Origin of the sequence: Chryseobacterium sp. CH25, from assembly GCF_004119455.1 — a bacterium.
Classification (GTDB): Bacteria; Bacteroidota; Bacteroidia; order Flavobacteriales; family Weeksellaceae; genus Chryseobacterium.
Genome location: NZ_NRQT01000006.1, coordinates 13,889 through 37,224 on the forward strand (window position 1 = coordinate 13,889; position 23,336 = coordinate 37,224).

Consider the following 23,336-nt stretch of genomic DNA (forward strand, 5'->3'; position numbering starts at 1 on the left):
TTAAAATTTCGTCAGTCTTGCATTCAGCCAGCCTTTTTTAGCATCATCAAAATCCTTTCTTGAGCAGGGAATGCAGTTTTCTATATTTTCATCGTCACCAAAATACCACAAATTACTGAAAGTATCACGCTTAAATGCAAATTGTCTGTCATCAATTAAAACATAGAACAATTCATACTGCCTTTCTTTAGGGTGAGACTGCTGAATATTGATCCCTTCGATCAGATACCACAGCATTTGCGCCAGCAGCTGATGGTTCAGTTGATTTTCCGAATAAATATTATAATTAAAGATTCCTACCGTTTTCAGGTTTTCACTCAACCCAATCTCTTTCATATAGGCACAAATTTCCCTTCTGTTCAATCCATTTACCTGTGGATTCATAGAAAATGGTTCACTGAAACTTTCTATGGCATCACAATTTACCGTAACCAGGTCTGCTTTTCTGAAGAAAGGTTCTGTTTTTTCAGTAGAGTTCATCATTTCTGCTAAACGAATGATATCAAACTCTACTTCTTTAATCAGCCGTACAGAATCTATTTCATTCAAATGCTTCTGATAGCCTAAATGGTGATAGTTTTTAATGGAAAAATTCTTTGCTCCGAAGATTTTACCTAAAAAAGTATATTCATTAATCTCCTCTCCCTGCTTAAGGGAAATGATATTACTGATCTGAGTATAATTGATACTTTTCTGATGGAAATTCAATGCAGAGAACAATGAAAAAGCAAAGTCATTGGAGCCGCCGATAATCACCGGAAGTGCTCTTTTATAATGACAGGCCGATAATACTTCCTGCAAAATATAATGGGTATCCTGAACAGATTTTCCAGAGACCAGGTCACCAAGATCCACAACAGGAATTTCAAAATCCAATTGGGAAAGTTTGTAAAATTCTTTTCTGACCGCTGTAAAATCCTGTACTTCTGCATCACCGCCTGCTCCTCTGTAATCCGACACAAACAAAAGAACGATACTATCCTCTTTTATATCTTTTGTAATCCGGTTTCCAATCTGCCAACTTTCTGTTTTGAAATTTCTTGGTGAAATGATAAAATCCTCAAAATCCATATTTTAACCTAAAAATATAATCGTTTAATAATTGCTTGATCTAACAAACATACAAAAAACGCCACAACTGGGAATCCTACGGAGACTTTTATTCATAAAAAAGCCGCTAACACTGTTTGTTAACGGCTTTGTATTATATAATTAATATTATTTCTTTTTGGCAGCTGGTTTTTTGGCAGCTGTAGTTTTTTTGGTTGTTGCTGCTTTTTTTGCTGCAGGCTTTTTCTTTTCTGCAAAGGCATTTTTATCCTGATCTGTGATCCATTTCTTTACTTCATCCAGAGAAATTTCTTTCAATTCTTCTGCATCATATTTGGTATCATCACTTTTCTTTGGAATTTTGAACATGGCTTTTCCAAACTTGATGAAAGGTCCCCATCTTCCGTTTTCAAGGGAAATTTTTTCTTTTTCCCACTGCTGGATATATCGGTTGGCTTCTTTTTCAAGCTTAGCATCAATCAGTTCATTGATATCGCTCTGAGAAAGGTTATCAAAGTTATATTTCTTCGGAACATTTACGAAAATGTCTTTGTATTTGATAAATGGTCCGAATCTTCCTGATCCTTTGGTTACAGGTTCTCCTTTATACGTTGCAATTGGAGCATCTGCCTTCTTTTTCTCATTGATAATTTCTTCTGCACGGTTCTGATCTACCGAAAGCGGATCTTCACCTTTCGGAATACTGATGAAAGTTTCTCCCCATTTTACATAAGGTCCGAATCTTCCTACTCCAACAGAAACTGCGTGACCTTCAAAATCATTCAGTTCAAATGGCAGTTTGAACAATTCCAATGCTTCTTCAAAGGTAATTGTGGCAATATTCTGACCAGACATTAATGATGCAAAGATTGGTTTTTCTTCATCATCTGTTTCTCCGATCTGAATCATTGCTCCGAATCTTCCGATTCTGGCATGAACATTTTTCCCGGTCTTCGGATCAACTCCTAAAAGTCTGTCTCCTGTTGCACGGTCTGCGTTTTCTTCTACATCTTCAATTCTCGGGTGGAATTTTGAGTAGAAATTAGTCATCATTTCTTTCCATTTCTGGTCTCCGCTTGCAATTTCGTCGAAGCTTTCTTCTACTCTTGCTGTGAAACCATAATCAAGGATTTCTTTAAAGTTATCTGTTAAGAAGTCATTTACAACCTCTCCTATATCTGTAGGAACAAATTTATTTTTATCTCCACCGAATTTTTCATCCAGAACCACTTTTTTGATCTTATCTTTTACTAAAGACATTTTGATCACTTCACGGGTATGTGGTTCAATTTCTCTTTTATCCACATACTCTCTGTTCTGAATAGTCTGAATGGTTGGAGCATAAGTAGACGGTCTACCAATCCCTAGCTCTTCCAGCTTTCTAACCAATCCAGCTTCCGTATATCTCGCACTTGGTCTCGTGAACTTTTCTGTTGCTGTAATGGATTTATAGCTTAATACTTCACCAACTTTTACTTTTGGTAATAGCTTTTCATTGTTTTCTTCATCATCTTCATCGGTTTTCACAATACCGTAAGCTTTCAGGAAACCATCAAAGATGATGACTTCTCCCTGAGCTTCAAAATGATGTGGCAATGAAGCATTTCCAATTTCAATGACAGTTTTTTCAATTTTAGCATTTGACATCTGAGAAGCTAATGTTCTTCTGTAAATCAACTGATATAATTTGTTCAACTGTGCATCGCCAATACTCTTCACACCGAAATCCGTAGGACGGATGGCTTCGTGAGCTTCCTGTGCAGAAGCTGATTTTGTAGTATAGTTTCTTGGAGAAGAATATTCTGCTCCGTATTCTGAGATAATTTGTTTTTTGGCTCCTTCAATAGCTTCCTGAGAAAGGTTTACAGAGTCTGTTCTCATATAGGTAATGAATCCTTCTTCATATAGTCTCTGTGCCAGACGCATGGTATTGGTTACGTTGTATCCTAACCTTGACGAAGCTTCCTGCTGTAGTGTGGAAGTAGTAAAAGGTGCAGATGCAGAACGAGTTCCCGGCTTGGTTTCAACATTCAGAACTTTAAATTCTGTAGTTTTTGCCTGCTCAAGGAATTTTTCTGCTTCAGCTTCTTTTTCGAAGTCTTTTTTAAGTTTAGCAGCAATTTCCTGCTCTGTATTATTTAAGAAAATTCCGTCAAGCTTAAAACTTGCTTTCGGAACGAATTCACGGATTTCTTTTTCTCTTTCAACGATTAATCTTACAGCAACCGACTGTACTCTTCCTGCGGACAATCCTGGTTTTACTTTTTTCCATAGAACTGGAGACATTTCAAAACCTACAATTCTGTCCAACACTCTTCTTGCCTGCTGGGCATTCACTAAGTTCTGATCAATATCCCTTGGATTTTCAATTGCTTTTAGAATGGCATTTTTAGTAATCTCATGGAAAACAATTCTTTTTCTGTTTTCAGGCTTCAATTTCAGTTCATCTGCTAAGTGCCATGCAATAGCTTCTCCCTCGCGGTCTTCATCGGAAGCCAGCCAAACCATTTCTGCTTTCTTTACTGCAGCCTTTAATTCTGTCACCAATTTCTTCTTGTCTGCTGAAACTTCGTAATCAGGACTAAAGGTGGCAAGATCTATTCCCATCCCTTTTTTAGGCAGATCCCGGATATGACCGAAACTGGATTTCACTTCAAAATCCTTACCTAAATATTTCTGAATAGTTTTTGCCTTTGCCGGGGACTCTACGATTACTAAATTTTTCGACATTCTAAAAAAAATTTTTGCAAAAAGTAAAGCTTTTTTATTATATACTTTTTTGAAATCACATTTTATTTAATAATTCCAGGGGAGCAACAAACAGTCTGTAGAAAACTCCCTCGAAGGTAAAGCCCTTTCCGGACATCTCTACTCTGTACAGCAGTGAAAAGAGTATTATAGCCATTGTAATGTAGAATTTCCGATCAATAACTATTGGCTCATAAGCATATATTGAATCTCCTTCTCTCAGCATTATGGCAAAAAGAATAATCATTAGCATCATATGAATGTACATCCATCTTCCCCAGTCTATAGCCAGATAAAACAGTGGAAATGAAAAGATAAAGGCCCCGATTAATAAAATATATAAAATCTTTCGCCCATTTAGATATTTTAAATAATAGCCTATATGGAAAACGCTTATTGCTAAGCTTATAAAATATAGAAGATATTCATTAAGATGTTCTTTAATATATTGTCTTTCATCAATATTCCAGTAGAAGATTCCATAAGTAGGATGTACTCCGCGGCTGTTCAAAATTTCCAACGACATTCCTTCGTTTACATTCTTTCCAAATAAAACAATAGCCGCTGCCGGAATGATTACTGCAAGAAAGTATTTAATATATCTCCGGATTTCCAGCTTTCCGTTTTTCACATAAAGTGCAATGGCAAAATAAGGAACATAAAATAAGGTAACCTCATGCAGAAGTGTACTGATAAAAAGTAGGAAACAGAAGATATATTCTTTAGATTTTGAAAGTTTACCACGATCTAAAAGGTATACAAAGTATGTAAATAAAAGAAATACAATAAATTCTTTTTTCCCTACATATGTTACTGTATTCAACAGCCCTACGAAGCCTATGGATGATAATAGCAACGACAGATACAACAGATCTGTTATTTTATACCGAATGAGCCTTGTATAACACCAGAAGAACAGAGAAATAATAATAAACTGAAAAAAGTATACGATATAATTAAGACTAAACCCCGTTATATCCTGAAGAATAAAAAAGAAACTTCCGGACAACCCTCTTCTCTTGAAACCACCGTCTTCATAATTAATAAGCCAGTCGGCAAGGATATATCCATCATCTTTAAGATTAAATGCGAGGGTAAATGCGAGGGTATAAACAGCCGTAATGGCAATAAGAAAATAAATAAAAATCTTAATATTAAAATATTGTACAAACTTCTCTAACCTCATAGTGTATTTTTAAAATCTGTAAAAAAGAAATGAACAAGCGGGAACCTCATCTTTTTTCTAATTTTACAAGTGCTAAAATTATGAATTTACTGTTATCCGGAAACATATATTTCATTTTTTTAACAAGAATAATCCTTTGTTTGAAGGTAAATTCTATTTTTAAACAAAGAAGTAAGCAAAATATGCCGGCTCTATGCATGAACCGGCATTTTTTATCCTTTGATCCTGAATTTTTTATTTTCTCATTTCAAAAGATCTTTCATTCAAAGTGATTAAATCTTTAGGAATTTCATTCCTTGATGCAGGTAAGACTGTTACCTGATCCTTAGGAATGGGGCCTAATTCATTTCCACTGGCATCAAATTTCATTTTTACACATCTGCAGTTCATTCCGAAATAAGGATCATTGTTATCGTGGAAGGCAAGCATACGGTTTGCTGTAGAGGCCGCATCCCAAAGAATACTTACCGGTCTTCCAATATAATTTGACAACAGAACTCCGGTCCAGATTCCAGGAAACTGAAAATTAATCACATTATAACTTCCGGCTGCATTCTGATTGGTAATAACACTTCTAAAGGCTCTTGATCCTGAGTTGGGATAGTTTCCCACATTGTATGACTGGTTATTAAAAGCATATCCAATAGTAGAGGTAGTACTGGGATTTCTGACTCTTGTTCCTAAATAATCATTTATTACGCTAAATGCCGTTGCTACATTTTTATCTTTTTTATACCAGGGAGAGATACCGAAATCCTGATTTGTTGTTATGGATGTTCCGGTAAGATCCGGAATACGCCATCCTTCCGGGCATGGATCAAATGGAGATTTTCTTGTTCCTCTCCCCCAGCGGTCAGCGGCTAAATTAGGTTCATCTGCCAGCCAGTCTGTTCCGTTTGTAAAGTTAGGAGCGGCACTATTGTAAGCAGCAAAGGTACTTGGGATCATATACACTAAAGGATTTCTCACGGAATACGTTAAAACTTTTGAAATTTTATCTGCTATTTTATCTTTCGGTAGTACGTTGGCGTTAGCCGCATTTGTATAGGTATTAAAAGGTATAATATAACTTCCGGACAGGTTATTATATGTTGCTGCCGTTAAAGAAGTATATGTTACAGTTCCATTTGCCCCTGCTACACCTAAAAAGATATTAAATGAAGCTCTGTTATCAGCATATTGAAAAGTCGGAATCGGGTCTTTTCTTCCCCATTGATAATGCATACCTGTTGAAGCTCTGATTTTTGCCAATTCAGCTGCTGTAGGTGTTAATGGATTGGCAACTGCTGGAAAAGCATCAGTAGCCCCCAGGTTTCTGTCCATAAATTCTGTCTGTAATGGTGATGAACCTTTATCCACGTAATTTACATAATTCGTTACTGCTGTATTAGGTAATTCTGTAGTATAAAAAACAGATGCAACCGGAGTATCTGTTACCCACACTTGCCAGCTCCAATACACAGGATTTGCAATGCTTCCGTTATGTAAGGTAACTACAGCATTTCCGCTTTGATTAGGATTCACTGTAACTATAATTTTAGTATTTGAAAGCTCTCCCAATGAACCCGGTGAACTATTAGAAACAAGCACTTTACTGATTAAACCCGAATTTGTACTCCAAAGAACATTCGCTTTTAAATTATTAAAACTTGATGGGGAAAGAATATCCTGATTATTCAATATCCCACTTTGAACTGAAAATGCTTTACTTATAGGAATTTCAAGGGTGGTCTGTGTTGTACTTTTTACAATCTGATAGGTATTCGGATTGTTAATTCCTTCTTTAAACTCAACAACAGCCGGAAGATACTCCGTTGGAAAATCATAGTTATCCAATGTATACAGAGGATCTTTTATACATCTACATGCATTTGCTCCTGAGGTTTCACCCGCTGCTAACGGCATATACCAATATCGTCCTTTTACACTTGGAAAAGTCGTATCCGGAACATCCGGCTGTCCTTTATCCGGTACCATAAACAGTGCTCTGGCCCCAACAGCAGGGGTATTATCAAAATGCTTAGCCATTGTTGCCGTCCATAAGCCTGTATGATGCTGATCGGTATATTGCCCCTGATGAACCGTAAGTCCCAATTGTCCTGTTCCTGGAAAAATGCCCATATTAAAACCATTTACATCAGACAGATCAAACCCTGTATTGGCATATAGTTTAAACCCCTTCATATAATTTGGAGTATTGACATCTGTTGGTTTTATTACGTGGTATTTATTGGCTTCAAAAGTATTTTTCCCCATATTGGTTCTTACTCCAAATGGCGAATAATCTATTCTCACATCATCTATATACGTCTGTGAAGCTAAATTAGCAACCAGCATTGAAGGAATCCGCCACCCGTTCGGACATGGATCATAGGCGGATTTATCACGATACGGTTGTGCACTGCTGTCATCATTATAATTTGCATTTACCTTTCCCTGAGAATTGTCTGACCATAAATTCAACTCAGAAAGCTGGGCATCCGGAACAGTTGCCGATTTACCGAACCAGTTTACCATTAAAGCTGTATTGTTATTATAATAAGCAGGTCCTGAATTATCATCTTTATTAACATAGATAAGGCTTAACGGATTTTTGATGGAAAGTTTAATATTATTGCTGACCTCAGCATTGGAAAGCAGAACAAATTTTCTAAGATCATCAATTCTAACAGCTCCGGTAAAATTCTTAGCTCCCCGATGCCTTACCCGCCCTACAGATCCTGAAACTTCATAAAAATCATCTCCTTTTAAAGCCAAAGGTGGAATAGGATCTTTTCTTCCCCATTGATATAGCATTCCCCCATTTTTATTCCATTCTGTTGCTGTGATGGAATTCCCGGTTGCTCCAAGGTTTCTATCCATCCATCTCCATTCAGAATCAGGAATCAGTTCTACAGTTCCGTTGTTTCTTTGTCTTGATACGCCTGTAAAACTTTTATAATTGGATCCATTTTCCGGAGTATCAGTAACCCAGATATGCCATGACCAGAAAATTTCGCCGTTAATCTTTAAGGCAACAACTGCATTTCCTTCTTTAGATGTATTGACCGGGACTTTTATTTTAGCATCTTCTCCGGAGCCTACTATCTCCAGAAGATACCCTACTCCTGATCTGATCAGCCCCGGATTGTCTTCCCAAAGAACATCTGCAGTTACCTGCCCTGTGGGAATTCCTGAAGCTCCAAGAATTTTATCCTGCTGCCACATCACGTAAGCTTTTTTTACAGGAACATATAAGCCTTCACTGTTCTGAGCGGGATCAAAAAGATAACTATTAGGAGCTTTTGTCCAGTCTTTTTCGTCATAAAAGGTCCTCCTTTGTATATTTGGATTTTTGATGCCAGTTCGAATACCCTTTTTAACTGAGGATTTAATTATTGTATCCTTATCAGTCTTTTTGATCTTGGCCGTCTGGTTTTTAAGTTCTATACTATTGATAGAACAGATGCATATCAACACCAGGCAAATGATTGCCACTAAGTTTTTTATTACTGATTTTTTCATGTCAATGATTTTTATATAAACACAAGTACACTCCTATACTTTTGATATAAAAAAGTCAAATAATACAATGCAAACAATTAAATAAATCAATTAACCATAAAATAATTCAACATAATTTATTTATAAGTAAAAATTTAATAATAAAAATTAAAAGATCAAAAAACACACCAAAAGAATAATACCCTGAATTAAGCACACAATAAGAGCATAAAAAAACCGGAAGAAAATCTTCCGGTTAAAGTCTTATGAAACAGTTTACTTATTCCTTAATAATCTTCACTACATTTTCTGAGCTATTAATTCTTATCAGATAAGCTCCTGTTGTTAAAGCTGAAAGATCTGTCTGATCATTTTCAAATTTACCTGATTTCACCAACTGCCCAGACATATTATAAATCTGGTAATGATATTCTCTTACTTTATCATTTCCTTTGATATACAACATGCTCTTTACCGGATTAGGGAATACTTCAAGTTTATTCTGAACAATCTTTTCCTCAACAGTTTTTCTAGCTAGAATATCTGTTGCTCTGGCCGCTGAAACCGTTGTTACCTGCAATCTTGGTATTGGTCCGGCTTCATTTACTCCATCAGTTTTCACTTTTACACAACGACAGCTTGCTCCAAAGTACGGATCATTATTATCATGAAATGCCTGAATAAAATTCTGACTGACATTGCTATCATATTTTTTGAGAAGCAAATTAATTGGCCTTCCGTTGAAATTGGAGTTTAAACCTGCCATCCAGAAGCCTGTATAAAGGCTTCCATTGGTATCTCCTTCAGAAGAAGCAAAATTAGGTACCGTGTTGGTAGTAACGCTTCTGTATCCTCTCATCCCTGTAAATATTGCATAATTACCAATGGTGTAGCCATTATTAGGAAACATAAATCCTGCAATTCTTCTCTTTCCTACTCTTACCTGAGTTCCAAAATTATCTGTTATAATTCTATAGGCACTTGCCGCTCTGTATGCTTTTCTATACCATGGGCTAAGACCAAAATCTTCCTGTGCTACAGGGTTTGAAGGAACTGGTATTATTACCGACACAGTCGTCAAATCAGGGATTCTCCAGCCTTCCGGGCAAGGATCAAAAGGAGATTTCTTATCACCTCTTCCCCATCTGTCTGCAGCTAAGTTGGGTTCCGCAGCCAGCCAGTCTGACCCTTTTCCTGTGGCATCCAAGGTACTTGGTACCATAAAGGCCAATGGGTTTTTCACGGAATACGAAAGTACTTTTGCAATTTTCTCAGATGGTTTATCTGTTGTTAAAACATTAGCATTCGCAGCATTACTATAAGTAGCATAAGGCCTGATATAATTGGTATTATAACTTGACTCAATTAAAGGCGTATAAGTTACAGCTCCGTTTGCAGCGGTGGTTCCCGTCCAGTATTTTACAGCGTCTGTTTTATAACGATACTGAAGATAATCAATATCTGATGCTGTTCTGTACGTTGGAATAGGATCTTTTCTTCCCCATTGATAATGAAGTCCACCAGAAAGCATAATCTGCTCAGGAGAGCCTGGCAATGCTGTTTCAGGGTTTAAATTATCACCGTAAATAGTAGGAAACACTTCTACAGCACCTAAGTTTCTGTCCATCATCTCAGTATCCAGAACTTCACTTCTTTTTGCAAAATTTATATAATTTGTTGCATTAGCATCAGGCTGATCTGTGATGTGTCGATTGGATCCAATAGGTGTATTGGTCACCCAAATATGCCAGCTCCAATATACAGGGTTTGAAATATCCCCGTTATGTAATGTAACTACTGCGTTACCACTTTTACCTGCATTAATAACTACTTTTATTGTTGAATTAGCAATTGCAGATAAAGATCCCGGCTGATCCACAGAAACCTGCTTAATTAAACCTGTATCTGTTGTCCACAAAACATTTGTTTTTAAATTATCAAAACTTGAAGCATTTAAAATATCCAGATTGTTCAATAATTGACTTTGAACTGAAAAAGCTTTACTGATTGGAATTTCAATCGTAGATTCAGTTGTAGATTTTACGATTGTATAGGTATTGGGATTATATAATCCCTCCATATACTGCCCTTCCGTGAAGAAGTCTGTAGGGAAATTATAATCGTTCACTACATATAGAGGATCCTTAATACATCTGCAACCGTTAGCACCGGAAGTTTCTCCCATAGATAATGGCTGATAGAAGTATCTTCCATTAATATTAGGGTAGTTTGGATCCGGAATATCAGGCTGTTCTTTATCAGGAACTAAAAACAAAGCTCTTGCTACTATTGACGGAGAGGCATCAAAATGTTTGATCATCGTTGCCGTCCATAAGGCCGTGTGGTGCTGATCGGTATACTGCCCTTCATGTCTGTTGATCAGTAACTGTCCTGTGCCTGGGAATTTGCCCATATTAAATCCGCCTATGTTGGAAAGGTCGTATCCTACATTCGTATACAGCTTAAATCCTTTCATAAAATCAGGAGCACCTGCATCGGTAGGCTTGATAATCTGATAGGTATTGGCTTCAAAAGCATTCTTTCCCATATTGGTTTTTACCCCTAAAGGAGAGAAGTCAATTCTAATATCATCAATATAAGTCTTGGAGCCTGCATTAGCCACTAAAACAGAAGGAATTCTCCAACCATTAGGACATGGATCATAAGAGGATTTATTTTTGTACGGCTGAGCATCATTATCATCCAGATAATTATCTCTGTATTTTCCTTCTGAATTATCAGACCATAAATTAAGCTCAGAAAGACGACTGCTTATAAGATCCGGTGATTTTCCAAACCAGTTTAACATGATTGTCTTAGCACTGTCGTAATAAGCAATATCTGCACTGTTATTCCCAACATAGATAAGGCTTAAAGGGTTTTTAACGGCAAGAGAAAGGTTATTTTTCACATTGGCATTAGCCACGGGTACAAATTTTCTAAGCGCATCAATTTTAACAGAGTTGGCCGTATACTGAGCATTTCTATGTCTTATTCGTCCTATAGAACCTGACACTTCGTAGGAATCATTTCCTTTTGCCGTTAAAGGTGGAATTGGATCTTTTCTTCCCCATTGGTAAAGCAATCCACCATTTTTATTCCAATTTCCTGAAGTTAAAGAGTTACTCATTGCTCCCAGGTTTCGATCCATCCAACCCCAATCTGAATCCGGAATCAACTCAACTGTTCCATCTTTTTTCTGTCTTTTTAATCCTGCGAAGCTTTTGTAAGTAGAACCGTTAGTAGGATCATCCGTTACCCAAACATGCCACGACCAATAAACTTCACCATTCACTTTTAAAGCAATAACAGCATTTCCTTTTTTAGCTTTATTAACAGGAACTTTAATCTTAGCATCTTCCCCTGAGCCTATCATTTCAAGGGTGTAGTTAGCTCCAGACTTAATTAAGCCGTGTGCATCTTCCCATAAAACATCTGCAGTTAATGTTCCACCAGGAATATTAGTTCCACCGATATATTTATCTTTCTGCCACATGGCAAAGGCTTTTTTAACCGGAATATAAAGACCGTCTACATTATTTCCCGTCTTATCTTTTCCCGTGAAAATATAACTGTTCGGAGCCTTAGTCCAATCTGCTACACTATAATCTGAAACAGCTCCAGCATTTACCGTAAAACAGCCCTGTGAACATTCCGAAGTATCATCATACGCTGCAGTAGAACCAAAAATACCGGTATACTTAATAAATTTAAATATTTCTTTTTCAACATCCTGCATTGATCTTTTCGGTACATAAGAAGTGGTAACATCATTTCTTAATGCTCCAACACCATATAAAGTCATTTCTGAGGTGTTGGAAATGATAAGATTTTCAGATCCCGGGCCTCTTCTTGCTACATTGTTTGTATATCCGAAATAAGGGGCTCCATAATTACTTGTACTGCTTGGGGTAAGATCCAGATAGGTGCCATCATTTTTATAGATCCTTAATCCTGTTGTAATACTGGACACAATTACAACCGGTTCCTGATCCGGAATAAATTCGGATAAACTTTTCCATGTCTTATTGTACATATTAAAGTATCTGCTTTCTATAAAATTTGGATTTTTCCAGTTAAAGTATCCTGGTCCGTTCGGTTCTCCCGGCCATTGGCTGAATTTCACAAAGAAACCGTTGGCAGAGAATTTACCGGCAAACATATATACAGGATCATCATAGCTGTACAGATAAGGAATAGGATGGCCTGTGGCTTCATTATAGATAAATTCAGGGGTAGCGCCTAATGTATCACTAACAGCTCCGGTATTAGTCAATTTTACAGATTTGCTTCCGTTTGCATCTGTTATCAGATCTGATGGAGAGGTAGGCGCAAATACAACATCATCTTTTTTATTATCCATCAGAACATTACTCAGCTTGTTCCATGAGTAAGCAGAAGTAACCCTGTCTTTTACTCCAATTACTTTTCCGTTGCTGTTGGTTACCAGTGATCCTTCTTTCTTAGGGGTTAATAGCATCGTATATTCATTCTCATCCAGATCACAGTTAGAAGCAGCATAATCATTAAGCTTATAATGACTTATACTTTTATCCCATACAACACTGTTGAAATTACTGAGATTGGTATCTGAACTGAGTTCCACTTTTACATTATAGGAACTTTGTGCAGAAGCAGGAAGTTCAAAACGGGCCGTAAGAATCTCATTGTATTGATTATACGAATACAGAGTCTTACACCATCCTGTGATCCAATTGCCCTGTGCATCCTGATACTTGATGGACAGCTTTATGTGATCACTGGTAAAAGGTTTTGTAAGCTTCCCACTCATCACAACCAGACCTTTCTGATTGACATTCTGATTAATAATGATAAGCGGATCCAGATCATAAGTGAATGGAACTGCAAAGGAATTAAGCCTAAAAGAATCAGGCCTTTCATAAGCTTCCGGCGGCGAAAATTCCCGCGAAAAAGCATGAGTTGACACCACGCAGAATGCTGTTGCCAAAATTTTGGAAATAAATTTTGCTTTCATAACGTTGTTGTTTGAAAAAATGTGTTAAAACTTGATTATTTTATCCCGAAAAGAAGATATCGGGTATAATAGGACAGGTAGGTGTGAATGATTTCACTGTTATTTTTGTTCATCATGGTGTTTTTGTGTTTTTATTTTAATCCCTGTACAGCTAGGGAATTAATTTCAACAAATATATGAAAAACAATATTAAGTTATAATAAAATTTCAACAACCTAATAAACAAACAAATACACAATATTCAAACAAAAAAACGGTAACAATACCGTTTCTTTATTTTATATTTTTAAGCAGAGCTTTTAATTTTTTCTGAATGGGTGGCTCAAGATATTCCGCTACAACATATGCTATAGGAATAACGAGTGAAAAGGAAATAATAGGCAGGAGCCAATAAGGCACGGGAATAAATTGGTCTATCTTCACCATCCATGAGATCATCATGTTTTCATGCAGTAAATAAATGGGATAACTTACAAAACCAACGAAGGTAAATAGCCTCATAGAGAAAAAACGTTCCATTTTGTCCCAAAATAATGCACCTACAAAAATAAGAACCAGTATGATAAGATAGAGATTCCTCGTCATATCCTGAAGCCTGTACATATAAAACATCGCACATATGGTAGCAATAACAAAGGCATATAGGTATCTTTTATCCCTTTCTTTATAGTAAATATAGATTAATGCTCCAGATACAAACCATCCAAAATATACAAAGTTCCCAATGTAAGCTTTAAACTGAAGCAACCCCAAAGGAAGCAAATGATGGAAATCCAGAATCTGGTACGAAACAGCTACTAAATAAATAATAAAAATCCCTAACAATGCAAGGTTTCTTTTAAAGAGATAGTACAACGCTCCAAAAATTACGTAAAATTTCACTTCAATATACAAAGACCAGAATGATGATTCTAAAACCGGAAAATCTGTTTTAAAGATGCGTTCAAGCAAGCCTTCGTCTACGAATAAAATTCCCGGCAACAGAGATTTCAGTTCCGGAATTCCCAAAGGTCTTTCGGAAAAAAATCCGGCTGTAATATAGATAATTAGGGAACAAATGAGCATACTGGGAAAAAGCCTTACCCATCTGTTTTTAATAAACTGAATAAAACCCGGTGTCTTTTCCATAGACATCAGAATGACAAACCCAGATATCAGAAAGAACAACTGAACTCCCAAATCTCCATATTTCACCAAAATATTGTCTTTATACAGGTCTCCGAAAGGATAACTCTTCCCCCAGATATAATATCCATGGAAAAGAAAAACCAACAGAATGGCAAGCCCTCTTAAACCGTCTAAAACTAATATCCTATTTTTCTGTTCAGCCATAAATAATAAATATGAAAATGCCTTATGGAAGGATATGGTTATGATAAAGATCTATCGTAAACCTACCGGCCGTGATATTTTTAAAACTGGAAAATACAATAAAGTTGAAAATAACCAAAGTAATAATAAAGCTGTGTATAGCAGCTCTCATCCCTTTGGAAACTACAAACATGGTATTAGGAATTAAAATATAAGAGAATGCAAGGAAGGTCCCCGTTAATCTGGATGAGAAAATAGGGTTATTTCTAAAAATAAAATAGAAGCAGATCCCAATCACCGTATAATTTCTGTGGTACTCATAATAGGGATATTTTTCTTTCATTTTAGTATCAAAAATAAAGAGGAAGGCGGTACAAATGGCCAGCATTGCCTCAGGAATTCCAAAACCACCATTCAATCGTTCTACAGATTCATCTATATAACCGTTAAAGCCTTCTACCAAGGTACTTTCGGAAGCTAAATTCCCTAATAAATCTCCAAAGTATCGATAGACCTCAAATGGAGACAGGAATACGCATATCAGAATAAAAAGAAGCATCCAGAATTTATTGAGTGGAATTCTGGCTACCCAATACATCGGAAGCATCAGATAACAGACATTGTGAATACCCGCAGCAAGATAAATCCATAACAGATACATCCACAGATTCCGTTCTTTTATATACCGAATAGCCCAATATGCCATAAAACACCCAAGATTCTGCCTGATCTGTCCACTTTCTCCAATAAAGAACCCGGGAATAAAAACAAACAGCAAAAAGGTGAAGGGATAATGGGTATTTTCTTCAACAAATTTCGTTTTAAAAAATGTTACCAATGCCGCTATTACAAAGGTCAGCATATAAAAGGGTGCATCAAAAATATTGATCAGAATTTTATTAATCAATACATAGAGCCACTCCTGCTCCATGACCTGAGAACCCTTTATGGAAAGGGCTGCAAGAAAAATGCTCAGATAATCTTTGGTATCAGAATACACATAGATTCCTACATAACTTCCATAATCCGGACCTACGTCATCACGAAATCCTGCAATGATAACCAGAAATACTGCCAGAACATAAAGCGCCCCTTTATTCGTTTTCCCGGAATACACTTCCTGAAAGCTGAAAATCATCATGTAGATGATCGCAATAATATAATATGGGTGCAATAAACTCATTAGGCGGATATGGTGTTTTTAAATTGATATGAGGCAAATATAAACCCTGTAAGAATTAAAGGGATAAACAATCTGACTTCCCAAAAAGCCCTACCATAGCAATCATAACCAGATAAGGAATGGAAAAGAACATATATTTTCTGATGAGTGTTTTTCCTTCATCATTACATAACAGATAACTGAAATATAAACTTATGACCCCAAACAGAAGACCACTTAGGTTAAAAGGACTGCTGAAATTATCAACGAAATAAATCCCTTCCACTAAAGATACATCCTGAGGAATCATCATCCTAAGCCCAACATAAGGTACAATAAAAGCAATCACCAAAAACATAAGCTCTCTGATAAAGGAAAAATCCTTTTTTTCAATTTTTCAAAATCAATACAGACGGCAGCAAAAAAGGAAATATTCAGACATGCCGTTTCTCTTGCCAGTGTAGAAATAAATATAACCACCCATAAAAGAATAAAATCTAAAGGGTTACGGTTCTGTACATATTTCAATGTGAATAATCCACCCAAAAGATAAAAGAAAATTGCAATAGAATCACAATTGGTAGGAACATACTGTATAATAACAATAAAAAATATGGCTAACAGATGGATCATTCTTCTGATATTCACATACAAAAGAGCTCCTGCAGGGCTTGATTTAAAAATTGAATTTAAAACAACTGAAGACAGTACAAAAAAGAAACTGTTGATCAGAAAAATACTATGATAAAATAATGTTCCCTGTTTTAAAAGAAAATTCTTCAGAAAAGAAAGATGATTGTTCACAATAAAAGTTACCATCTCTGTAACATGTACACTCAGATAGTTTGGGATTACTCTGTAAGCATATACAGAAGAGAACATAAAGTCCGGAGCCTTCTCCATGGTTTTCAATCTTACATATGAAGATTCAAAGCCATAATAGGACATTGCAAACAGTAGAAACGGGAGTACTGCTACAAATAGGAATCCGTTTATTTTTTCATCATTTTTTGTCAACATATCAAAAACAGATTCTTATTTTTTTAATAATAATTGTGGTTTAAAATACATTTCATCAAAGGGGAACTTTTGCAAAAGTAGAATAATTTTTCATTCTGCCTAGAATATTTTATTGATTTTCAGCCAAAACTTATCTCTAATTATTTTGAACTAATTCTTAAAAATTTAAATTTGCAAACTTGATCTAAATGCAATGCATCGCTTTTTTATATTTTTATATTATCTGATTTCCAGAAACAAAATTCTTTCTGTTTTTACAGCATTAGGAATTGCATCTTTATGTCTTTTCTTTGCTTCAAAGATTAATTTTGAGGAAGATATCAATCAGATCATTCCTAAAAATGAAAAATCGGACCTTACAGCAAAGGTGCTTAAACAGCTTAATTTTTCTGATAAGATCATTGTTATTATAGAAAACAAATCTAATGAAGACAGCTTTCAGCTTTCTGAAACGGCCGATACTTTTTTACAGAAAACAGAGCCTTTACAAAAGTATATTGGCTCTATCCAGGGTAAAGTAAATGATAATGAAATCTCTGAGACCTTTGATTTTGTGAATCAGAACCTGCCTTTATTCCTCAATGAAAATGATTATCAAGAGATTGAAAGGAAACTTCAGAAAGACAGCATTGCCAAGCAGGTAGAGGATAATTATATTTCATTGGTTTCGCCAACCAGCCTTGTTACGAAAGAATTCATTAAAAAAGACCCTCTAGGGTTGACCTTTCTGGGAATCAAGAAACTGAATGCTCTCAACATCAGTAAGGATTTCAAACTGGAAGACAGCTATATTGTTACCAAAGATGGCAAAAATCTTCTGCTTTTCATTGAACCTAAAAATAAAAGCAACGATACAAAAGGCAATGAAGCTTTTGTAGACCAGCTTAATACCATAAAAGACAACCTTAACAAACAATTCAAAGGAAAAACGGAGATCAGCTATTTTGGATCACCAGTAATTGCGGTGGCCAATGCGAAACAGATTAAAAAAGACATTCAGAATACGGTTGTCATTTCCATGACGGTACTTTTGGTTCTTCTGATTTATTATTTCAGGAACTTTTTTACTCCAATCATCGTTTTTCTGCCTACAGTATTCTCTGTTTTGCTGGCTTTATTGGTATTATATTTTATTAAGGATAAAATCTCTGCCATTTCATTAAGTGTAGGAGCCATCCTTATTGGAATTACCATAGATTATGCCCTGCATATTCTTACCCATTACAAGCATAATAACAATATTGAAGAGCTTTATAAAGAAATCACTCAACCTATTATATTGAGTAGTGCCACTACTGCAGTTTCCTTTCTGTGTCTGGTATTTGTACGTTCTGAAGCATTAAAAGACCTTGGGCTTTTCGCAGCCATTACAGTTATTTTATCTTCCATCACAGCACTGATTATTGTTCCGCAGCTTTATAAGCCTAAACATTCTGAAGAAAAGCTTAACACTAATTTCATTGATAAAATCGGATCCTATCCGTACGAGAAAAACAAACCTTTAATCATTGGCTGTTCTATCATTATTCTTGCTTGTCTGTTTGGATTCAGGCATGTAGGCTTCAATGAAGATATTGGCGATCTGAATTACATTCCAAAAGAAATGAAAATCAGTGAAGCCAAGCTGCAGAAGCTTTCAGACATTACTTCAAAATCCATTTACACGATTTCTTATGGAAATTCTGAAGAGCAGGCTTTAGACAGAAACTCCCAATTAAATACTTTCCTTGAACAGGAGAAAAAAGAAGGCAAAATTCTCAGTTACAACTCCATCGGAAGTATTGTTCTGTCTGAAGAAGATCAGCAAAAGAAAATTGAAGAGTGGAAAAAATTCTGGAATGATAATAAAAAGAATCAGACCGTTTCTGAGCTCATCAGTAACGGAAATAAATTCGGGTTCAACAGTTCAGCTTTTGACAACTTCAATGAGGTTTTAAATAAAAGCTACTCTACATTAAGCATTAAAGACTATGAAAAAGTAAAAGCACTCCAGCTTTCAGAGTTCATGAGCAATGAAAATGGTTTTTATACGGTTTCCAATGTAGTAAAGGTTGACGAAAATAAAAGAGATGCCTTCATTAAGGATATTGAAAAGAAGCATGATGCCATTGCAATTGACCGTCAGCAGATGAATGAGAACTTTTTAGGTTTATTAAAAAGAGACTTCAATACGCTGATTAATTATTCTCTTCTCGCGATTATTTTAACCATTATTGTCTTCTTCAGAAATTTTGAATTAACGATTCTTACCATGTTTCCTATTGTTCTGACAGGAGTGGTAACTGCCGGGATATTATATTTCTTAGGATTGGAATTAAATATTTTCAGTACGGTAGTTTGTACCCTGGTATTCGGAGTGGGTGATGATTTCAGTATTTTCCTTACCCAGGCTATGCAAAAGGAGCATACCACAGGAAAAAATGAACTTCCTACTTACAGAACATCTATTATTTTAGCGGTATTCACAACCATTTTATCTATCGGATCATTAATTTTCGCTAAACATCCTGCCTTACATTCATTGGCTTTGGTTGCTTTAATCGGGATGTTTTCCGTAATTATTATTACTTCTACCCTATACCCTTTCTGGTTCAGATTATTGATTACCAACAGAGCGAAAAAAGGACTTTCACCAATAACGTTCAGACTTTTTATAGTCTCAGTCATCAGCTTTTTATATTATGGATTGGGAGGAATGGTATTTTCAGCCATAGGAAGCTTCTTTGTGAAAAACTCAAAAGGTAAAACGCTGAATATTATCAAACTTATTTTAGCCAAGTTTTTAACTTCAGTTCTGTATTCTAATCCATTTGTAAAGAAGAAGGTCATTACAAATCCGAATGAAGACTTCAGTAAACCGGCTGTTATTATTGCTAACCATACTTCTTTTCTGGATACCCTGGCTATTGCAATGGCTACCCATAAAATTATTTATTTAGTGAATGATTGGGTGTACAAATCGCCGGTATTTGGAAAACTGGTAAGAGCTCTAGGTTTTTATCCGGTTTCTCAAGGTATAGAAAACGGAATGGATAAGTTGAAAGAAAAAATTGCACAAGGCTATTCTTTGGTTGTTTTCCCGGAAGCGGAACGTTCATATACCAACGATGTAAAAAGGTTCCATAAAGGAGCATTCTATCTTGCAGAGCAGTTTGAGCTGGATGTTCTTCCTTTATATATTCATGGAAATTCGGAAGTACTTCCAAAAGGTGATTTCATTATCTATGACGGAAGCATCACGGTAAAAGTGGGTGAAAGAATCAGTAAGGACGACCTAAGTTTTGGTAAAAATTATTCCGAAAGAACAAAAAAAATCAACGCTTACTACAGAGAAGAATTTGCTAAGCTGAGAGAAGAGATTGAAGATGAAAATTATTTTAAAAAGCAATTATTCCTAAGCTATTTATATAAGGATAATGAAGTGGTAACAGAAGTAAAGAAAGATTTCAATACCAATAAATCTGTTTACTTTGAGCTGAATAAACATATTGCGGATGATGCCAATATTCTGCATATTGCGGATGATTTTGGACAAAAAGATGTGTTGCTTACCCTTTATCAGGCCAGCCGAAGAATTTTTTCATGGATTAGGAATGAAAATAAAAGAGCAACGGCAGCCCATAATTATCTGGTAAAAAGAAGAAAGATCAATTATATAAAAGAGCTGTCTGAAGTCAATAAAAAGATTGATGTTCTTTTGATTTCTGATGATAATTTTAACATTAATGATTTGCAGAGTCTCCCCGAAACCATCATTTTTGTCAATACCCAAAACACGATAACAGAAAACAATAATTATACATTAAAATTCAGTTCTGAATCATTAAAAGTATTTAAAACTGAATAATAAATATGAAAAACATATTTTTGTAAACACTAAAAAGATTCCATGAAAAAAAATGTACTTGTCATATATTATTCTCAAACCGGTCAGCTGGAGGATATTGTGAGAAATATTGCCAAGCCTTTTGAAGCTCAGAAGGAAGAATATGATGTTACCTATTATAATATTAAACTAAAGGAAGATTTTCCTTTTCCCTGGCCAGGTGATGTCTTTTTCAACACCTTCCCGGAATCTTATTTACAAATACCTAAAGAAATTCTACCGCCTTCGGAAGAAATACTGAACAAAAAGTATGACCTCATCCTGTTCGGGTATCAGGTATGGTATCTCACACCATCCATCCCGATTATTTCATTCTTAAAAAGTGGTTATGCAGAACGTATCCTGAAAGATACCCCTGTAGTCACCATTTCCGGAACCCGAAATATGTGGATGCTTTCCCAGGAAAAGCTAAAAGTATATTTAAGAGATTTAAAAGCCAAACTGGTAGGAAACATCGCATTAGTAGACAGACATGACAATTACACCAGTGTTCTCACTATTCTTCGATGGTTAACCACAGGACAAAAGGAAAAATCCGGTGTGCTTCCGGCAGCAGGAGTTTCAGATGAAGAAATTACAGGTTCTGTAAAATATGGAACAATCATCGAAAAGCATTTTAAAAACAATGATCTTGTAAATTTACAGCCGGATCTTGTAAAAAATGGAGCCATCGAAATTCGTCCGTTTTTAGTGCGTGTAGAAAAGGTAGGGAACAAGATTTTCACAGTATGGTCTAATCTGATTATCAAGAAAAAAGAGAAACGTCCATTGCTGATAAAATTCTTTAAGGTATATTTGATGGCAGCGATATGGATTATCTCACCTGTCGTTTTGGTGTTACACCTGCTTACAACCCCTATATTTTGGTTTAAAAGACAAAAACAAAAAAGATATTTACAAGGAATTAATTTAAAATAGAATGTACGACGTATTTATAACAAAAGCTTCAAAATTTTTACCCAATGCACCGGTAGCAAATGATGAAATGGAAACATATCTGGGGCTTATCAATGACGCACCTTCTAAAGCCAGATCACTTATTTTAAGAAATAATAAAATCACCACAAGATATTACGCTTTAGATAAAGAAGGAAATCCTACGCATACCAATGCACAGCTTACTGCAAAAGCAATTGAAGGACTTTTTGATGAGAACTTCAAAAAAGAAGATATGAAATTACTGTCTGTAGGAACTACTTCTCCGGATCAGATTCAGCCTTCACATGCTTCTATGGTTCATGGTGAACTGAACATTGGGAAATCTATTGAAATCAATACCGCAACCGGACTTTGCAACTCAGGAATGAATGCACTGAACTACGGATTCCTTTCCGTAAGAGCAGGTGTACAGGAAAGTGCTGTATGTGCTGGGTCTGAAAGAATGTCTGCATGGATGACGGCTGACAAATTCAACCATGAAGCGGAAAATTTAAAATTATTGGAAGAAAGACCTATTGTTGCTTTCAAAAGAGAATTCCTTAGATGGATGCTTTCTGACGGAGCCGGCGCTTTCTTATTAGAAAATAAACCGAGAGAAAACGGAATCTCTTTAAGAGTGGAATTCATTGATTTCTATTCTTATGCACACGAAATTGAAGCATGTATGTATGCAGGATGTGAAAAACAGGAAGACGGAAGCTTAAAATCATGGGCAGATTATCCATCTGATTCATGGTTGAAAGACTCTATTTTTGCCATTAAGCAAGACACTAAAATCCTTGATAAATATATCCTGATAAAAGGTGCGGAAAGCTTAAGAGCTTCTTTCGACAAACATAATCTGGATCCAGAAAAAATTGACCATGTATTGGCTCATATCTCTTCAGGTTATTTCAAAGATGGTCTGAAAGAAGAGTTCGCTAAAAAAGGAATGGATTTCCCTGCTGAAAAATGGTTCTATAACCTTTCTGACATTGGAAACATTGGTGCCGGATCTATCTTCGTAGCATTAGAGGAACTGATGAATTCCGGAACATTGAAAAAAGGAGAAAAAGTACTTCTTTGTGTTCCTGAAAGTGGAAGGTTTGCTTATTCTTGTTCGTTATTAACAGTCTGCTAATGGAAAACAGACTGCCCACATCCGATACAGATTTTGTACAAAGTCTTATTCCACAACGTGCTCCGTTTGTAATGGTACACACATTATCAGAATACTCCGAAAGCCACCTTATTTCCGGTTTTGAAATAAAGGAAGACAACCTTTTTGTTCATGAAGGATCTTTTCAGGCTTCCGGGCTTATTGAACACCAGGCACAAAGTGTAGCGCTTCATACAGGTTACAAATATTACCTACTTGGAAAAGATGCTCCAACTGGATATATCGGAGCCATCAAATCCTTTGAAGCTGAAGTGTTGCCTAAAGTTGGAGATCAACTGAAATCTGAGGTAACCATCCTCAATGAAGTAATGGGAGTAACCCTTGTAGACATCGTTACCAAATTAAATGGTGAAGTGATTGCAAAATCTCAAATGAAAACTGCTGTAAAATAACTTT

General features: G+C 35.9%; 13 protein-coding genes. 4 read left to right on the forward strand and 9 right to left on the reverse strand.

The features are described from left to right. From BOQ64_RS15165 to BOQ64_RS15200, 9 genes are all read right to left on the reverse strand, one after another. A complete protein-coding gene (locus BOQ64_RS15165; protein ID WP_129059304.1) occupies positions 1 to 1,071 on the reverse strand; it encodes a formimidoylglutamase in 1,071 nt (356 codons plus the stop codon). A 147-nt stretch (positions 1,072 to 1,218) separates the two neighbouring features. Next, complete coding sequence (gene topA / locus BOQ64_RS15170; protein WP_129059305.1) at positions 1,219 to 3,780, reverse strand: type I DNA topoisomerase; 2,562 nt, start codon at positions 3,778 to 3,780, stop codon at positions 1,219 to 1,221. 55 nt (positions 3,781 to 3,835) lie between these two features. Beyond that, a complete protein-coding gene (locus tag BOQ64_RS15175; protein WP_129059306.1) occupies positions 3,836 to 4,984 on the reverse strand; it encodes a hypothetical protein in 1,149 nt (382 codons plus the stop codon). Positions 4,985 to 5,218: 234 nt separating this feature from the next. Next, a complete protein-coding gene (locus tag BOQ64_RS15180) occupies positions 5,219 to 8,488 on the reverse strand; it encodes a hypothetical protein (protein ID WP_129059307.1) in 3,270 nt (1,089 codons plus the stop codon). Between the two features lie 259 nt (positions 8,489 to 8,747). Beyond that, positions 8,748 to 13,463 (reverse strand): T9SS type A sorting domain-containing protein, encoded by a 4,716-nt coding sequence (locus tag BOQ64_RS15185; RefSeq protein WP_129059308.1) that lies wholly within the window; start codon positions 13,461 to 13,463, stop codon positions 8,748 to 8,750. A 273-nt stretch (positions 13,464 to 13,736) separates the two neighbouring features. Continuing rightward, positions 13,737 to 14,795: an acyltransferase family protein gene (locus BOQ64_RS15190; protein WP_129059309.1), complete on the reverse strand. Its 1,059-nt coding sequence runs from the start codon at positions 14,793 to 14,795 to the stop codon at positions 13,737 to 13,739. A gap of 22 nt (positions 14,796 to 14,817) precedes the next feature. Next, positions 14,818 to 15,957, reverse strand: a complete 1,140-nt coding sequence (locus tag BOQ64_RS15195; RefSeq protein ID WP_129059310.1) for an EpsG family protein — start codon at positions 15,955 to 15,957, stop codon at positions 14,818 to 14,820. A gap of 55 nt (positions 15,958 to 16,012) precedes the next feature. Beyond that, entirely contained in the window at positions 16,013 to 16,294 is a 282-nt protein-coding gene (locus BOQ64_RS24035) for a hypothetical protein (RefSeq protein ID WP_228448411.1), read from the reverse strand. Then, positions 16,282 to 16,956, reverse strand: coding sequence for a hypothetical protein (locus BOQ64_RS15200; protein WP_228448412.1), 675 nt, complete (start codon positions 16,954 to 16,956; stop codon positions 16,282 to 16,284). The genes BOQ64_RS24035 and BOQ64_RS15200 overlap by 13 nt, the downstream gene beginning before the upstream one ends. Before the next feature lie 193 nt (positions 16,957 to 17,149). Here BOQ64_RS15200 and BOQ64_RS15205 point away from each other — a divergent pair, with 193 nt between their 5' ends. Genes BOQ64_RS15205 through BOQ64_RS15220 form a run of 4 tightly spaced genes read left to right on the forward strand, consistent with a single transcriptional unit; the run spans position 17,150 to position 23,332 of the window. Next, complete coding sequence (locus tag BOQ64_RS15205; protein ID WP_129059749.1) at positions 17,150 to 20,803, forward strand: MMPL family transporter; 3,654 nt, start codon at positions 17,150 to 17,152, stop codon at positions 20,801 to 20,803. A 42-nt stretch (positions 20,804 to 20,845) separates the two neighbouring features. Further along, the gene (locus BOQ64_RS15210; protein WP_129059311.1) at positions 20,846 to 21,760 is read left to right on the forward strand and encodes a dialkylrecorsinol condensing enzyme DarA; all 915 of its coding nucleotides are present in this window, start codon (positions 20,846 to 20,848) and stop codon (positions 21,758 to 21,760) included. 1 nt (position 21,761) lies between these two features. After that, positions 21,762 to 22,901, forward strand: a complete 1,140-nt coding sequence (locus tag BOQ64_RS15215; RefSeq protein WP_129059750.1) for a beta-ketoacyl-ACP synthase III — start codon at positions 21,762 to 21,764, stop codon at positions 22,899 to 22,901. Continuing rightward, a complete protein-coding gene (locus tag BOQ64_RS15220; protein ID WP_129059312.1) occupies positions 22,901 to 23,332 on the forward strand; it encodes a hypothetical protein in 432 nt (143 codons plus the stop codon). Before BOQ64_RS15215 ends, BOQ64_RS15220 begins: the two co-directional genes overlap by 1 nt. Positions 23,333 to 23,336: the final 4 nt, after the last annotated feature.

Bases quoted from the DNA above. Each gene is read 5' to 3' on its own strand.
- topA (WP_129059305.1), bottom strand. From the start codon at position 3,780: ATGTCGAAAAATTTAGTAATCGTAGAGTCCCCGGCAAAGGCAAAAACT.
- BOQ64_RS15180 (WP_129059307.1), bottom strand. From the start codon at position 8,488: ATGAAAAAATCAGTAATAAAAAACTTAGTGGCAATCATTTGCCTGGTG.
- BOQ64_RS15200 (WP_228448412.1), bottom strand. From the start codon at position 16,956: ATGTTGACAAAAAATGATGAAAAAATAAACGGATTCCTATTTGTAGCA.
- BOQ64_RS15185 (WP_129059308.1), bottom strand. From the start codon at position 13,463: ATGAAAGCAAAATTTATTTCCAAAATTTTGGCAACAGCATTCTGCGTG.
- BOQ64_RS15215 (WP_129059750.1), top strand. From the start codon at position 21,762: ATGTACGACGTATTTATAACAAAAGCTTCAAAATTTTTACCCAATGCA.
- BOQ64_RS15190 (WP_129059309.1), bottom strand. From the start codon at position 14,795: ATGGCTGAACAGAAAAATAGGATATTAGTTTTAGACGGTTTAAGAGGG.
- BOQ64_RS15195 (WP_129059310.1), bottom strand. From the start codon at position 15,957: ATGAGTTTATTGCACCCATATTATATTATTGCGATCATCTACATGATG.
- BOQ64_RS15165 (WP_129059304.1), bottom strand. From the start codon at position 1,071: ATGGATTTTGAGGATTTTATCATTTCACCAAGAAATTTCAAAACAGAA.
- BOQ64_RS15210 (WP_129059311.1), top strand. From the start codon at position 20,846: ATGAAAAAAAATGTACTTGTCATATATTATTCTCAAACCGGTCAGCTG.
- BOQ64_RS15175 (WP_129059306.1), bottom strand. From the start codon at position 4,984: ATGAGGTTAGAGAAGTTTGTACAATATTTTAATATTAAGATTTTTATT.
- BOQ64_RS24035 (WP_228448411.1), bottom strand. From the start codon at position 16,294: ATGTTTTTGGTGATTGCTTTTATTGTACCTTATGTTGGGCTTAGGATG.
- BOQ64_RS15205 (WP_129059749.1), top strand. From the start codon at position 17,150: ATGCATCGCTTTTTTATATTTTTATATTATCTGATTTCCAGAAACAAA.
- BOQ64_RS15220 (WP_129059312.1), top strand. From the start codon at position 22,901: ATGGAAAACAGACTGCCCACATCCGATACAGATTTTGTACAAAGTCTT.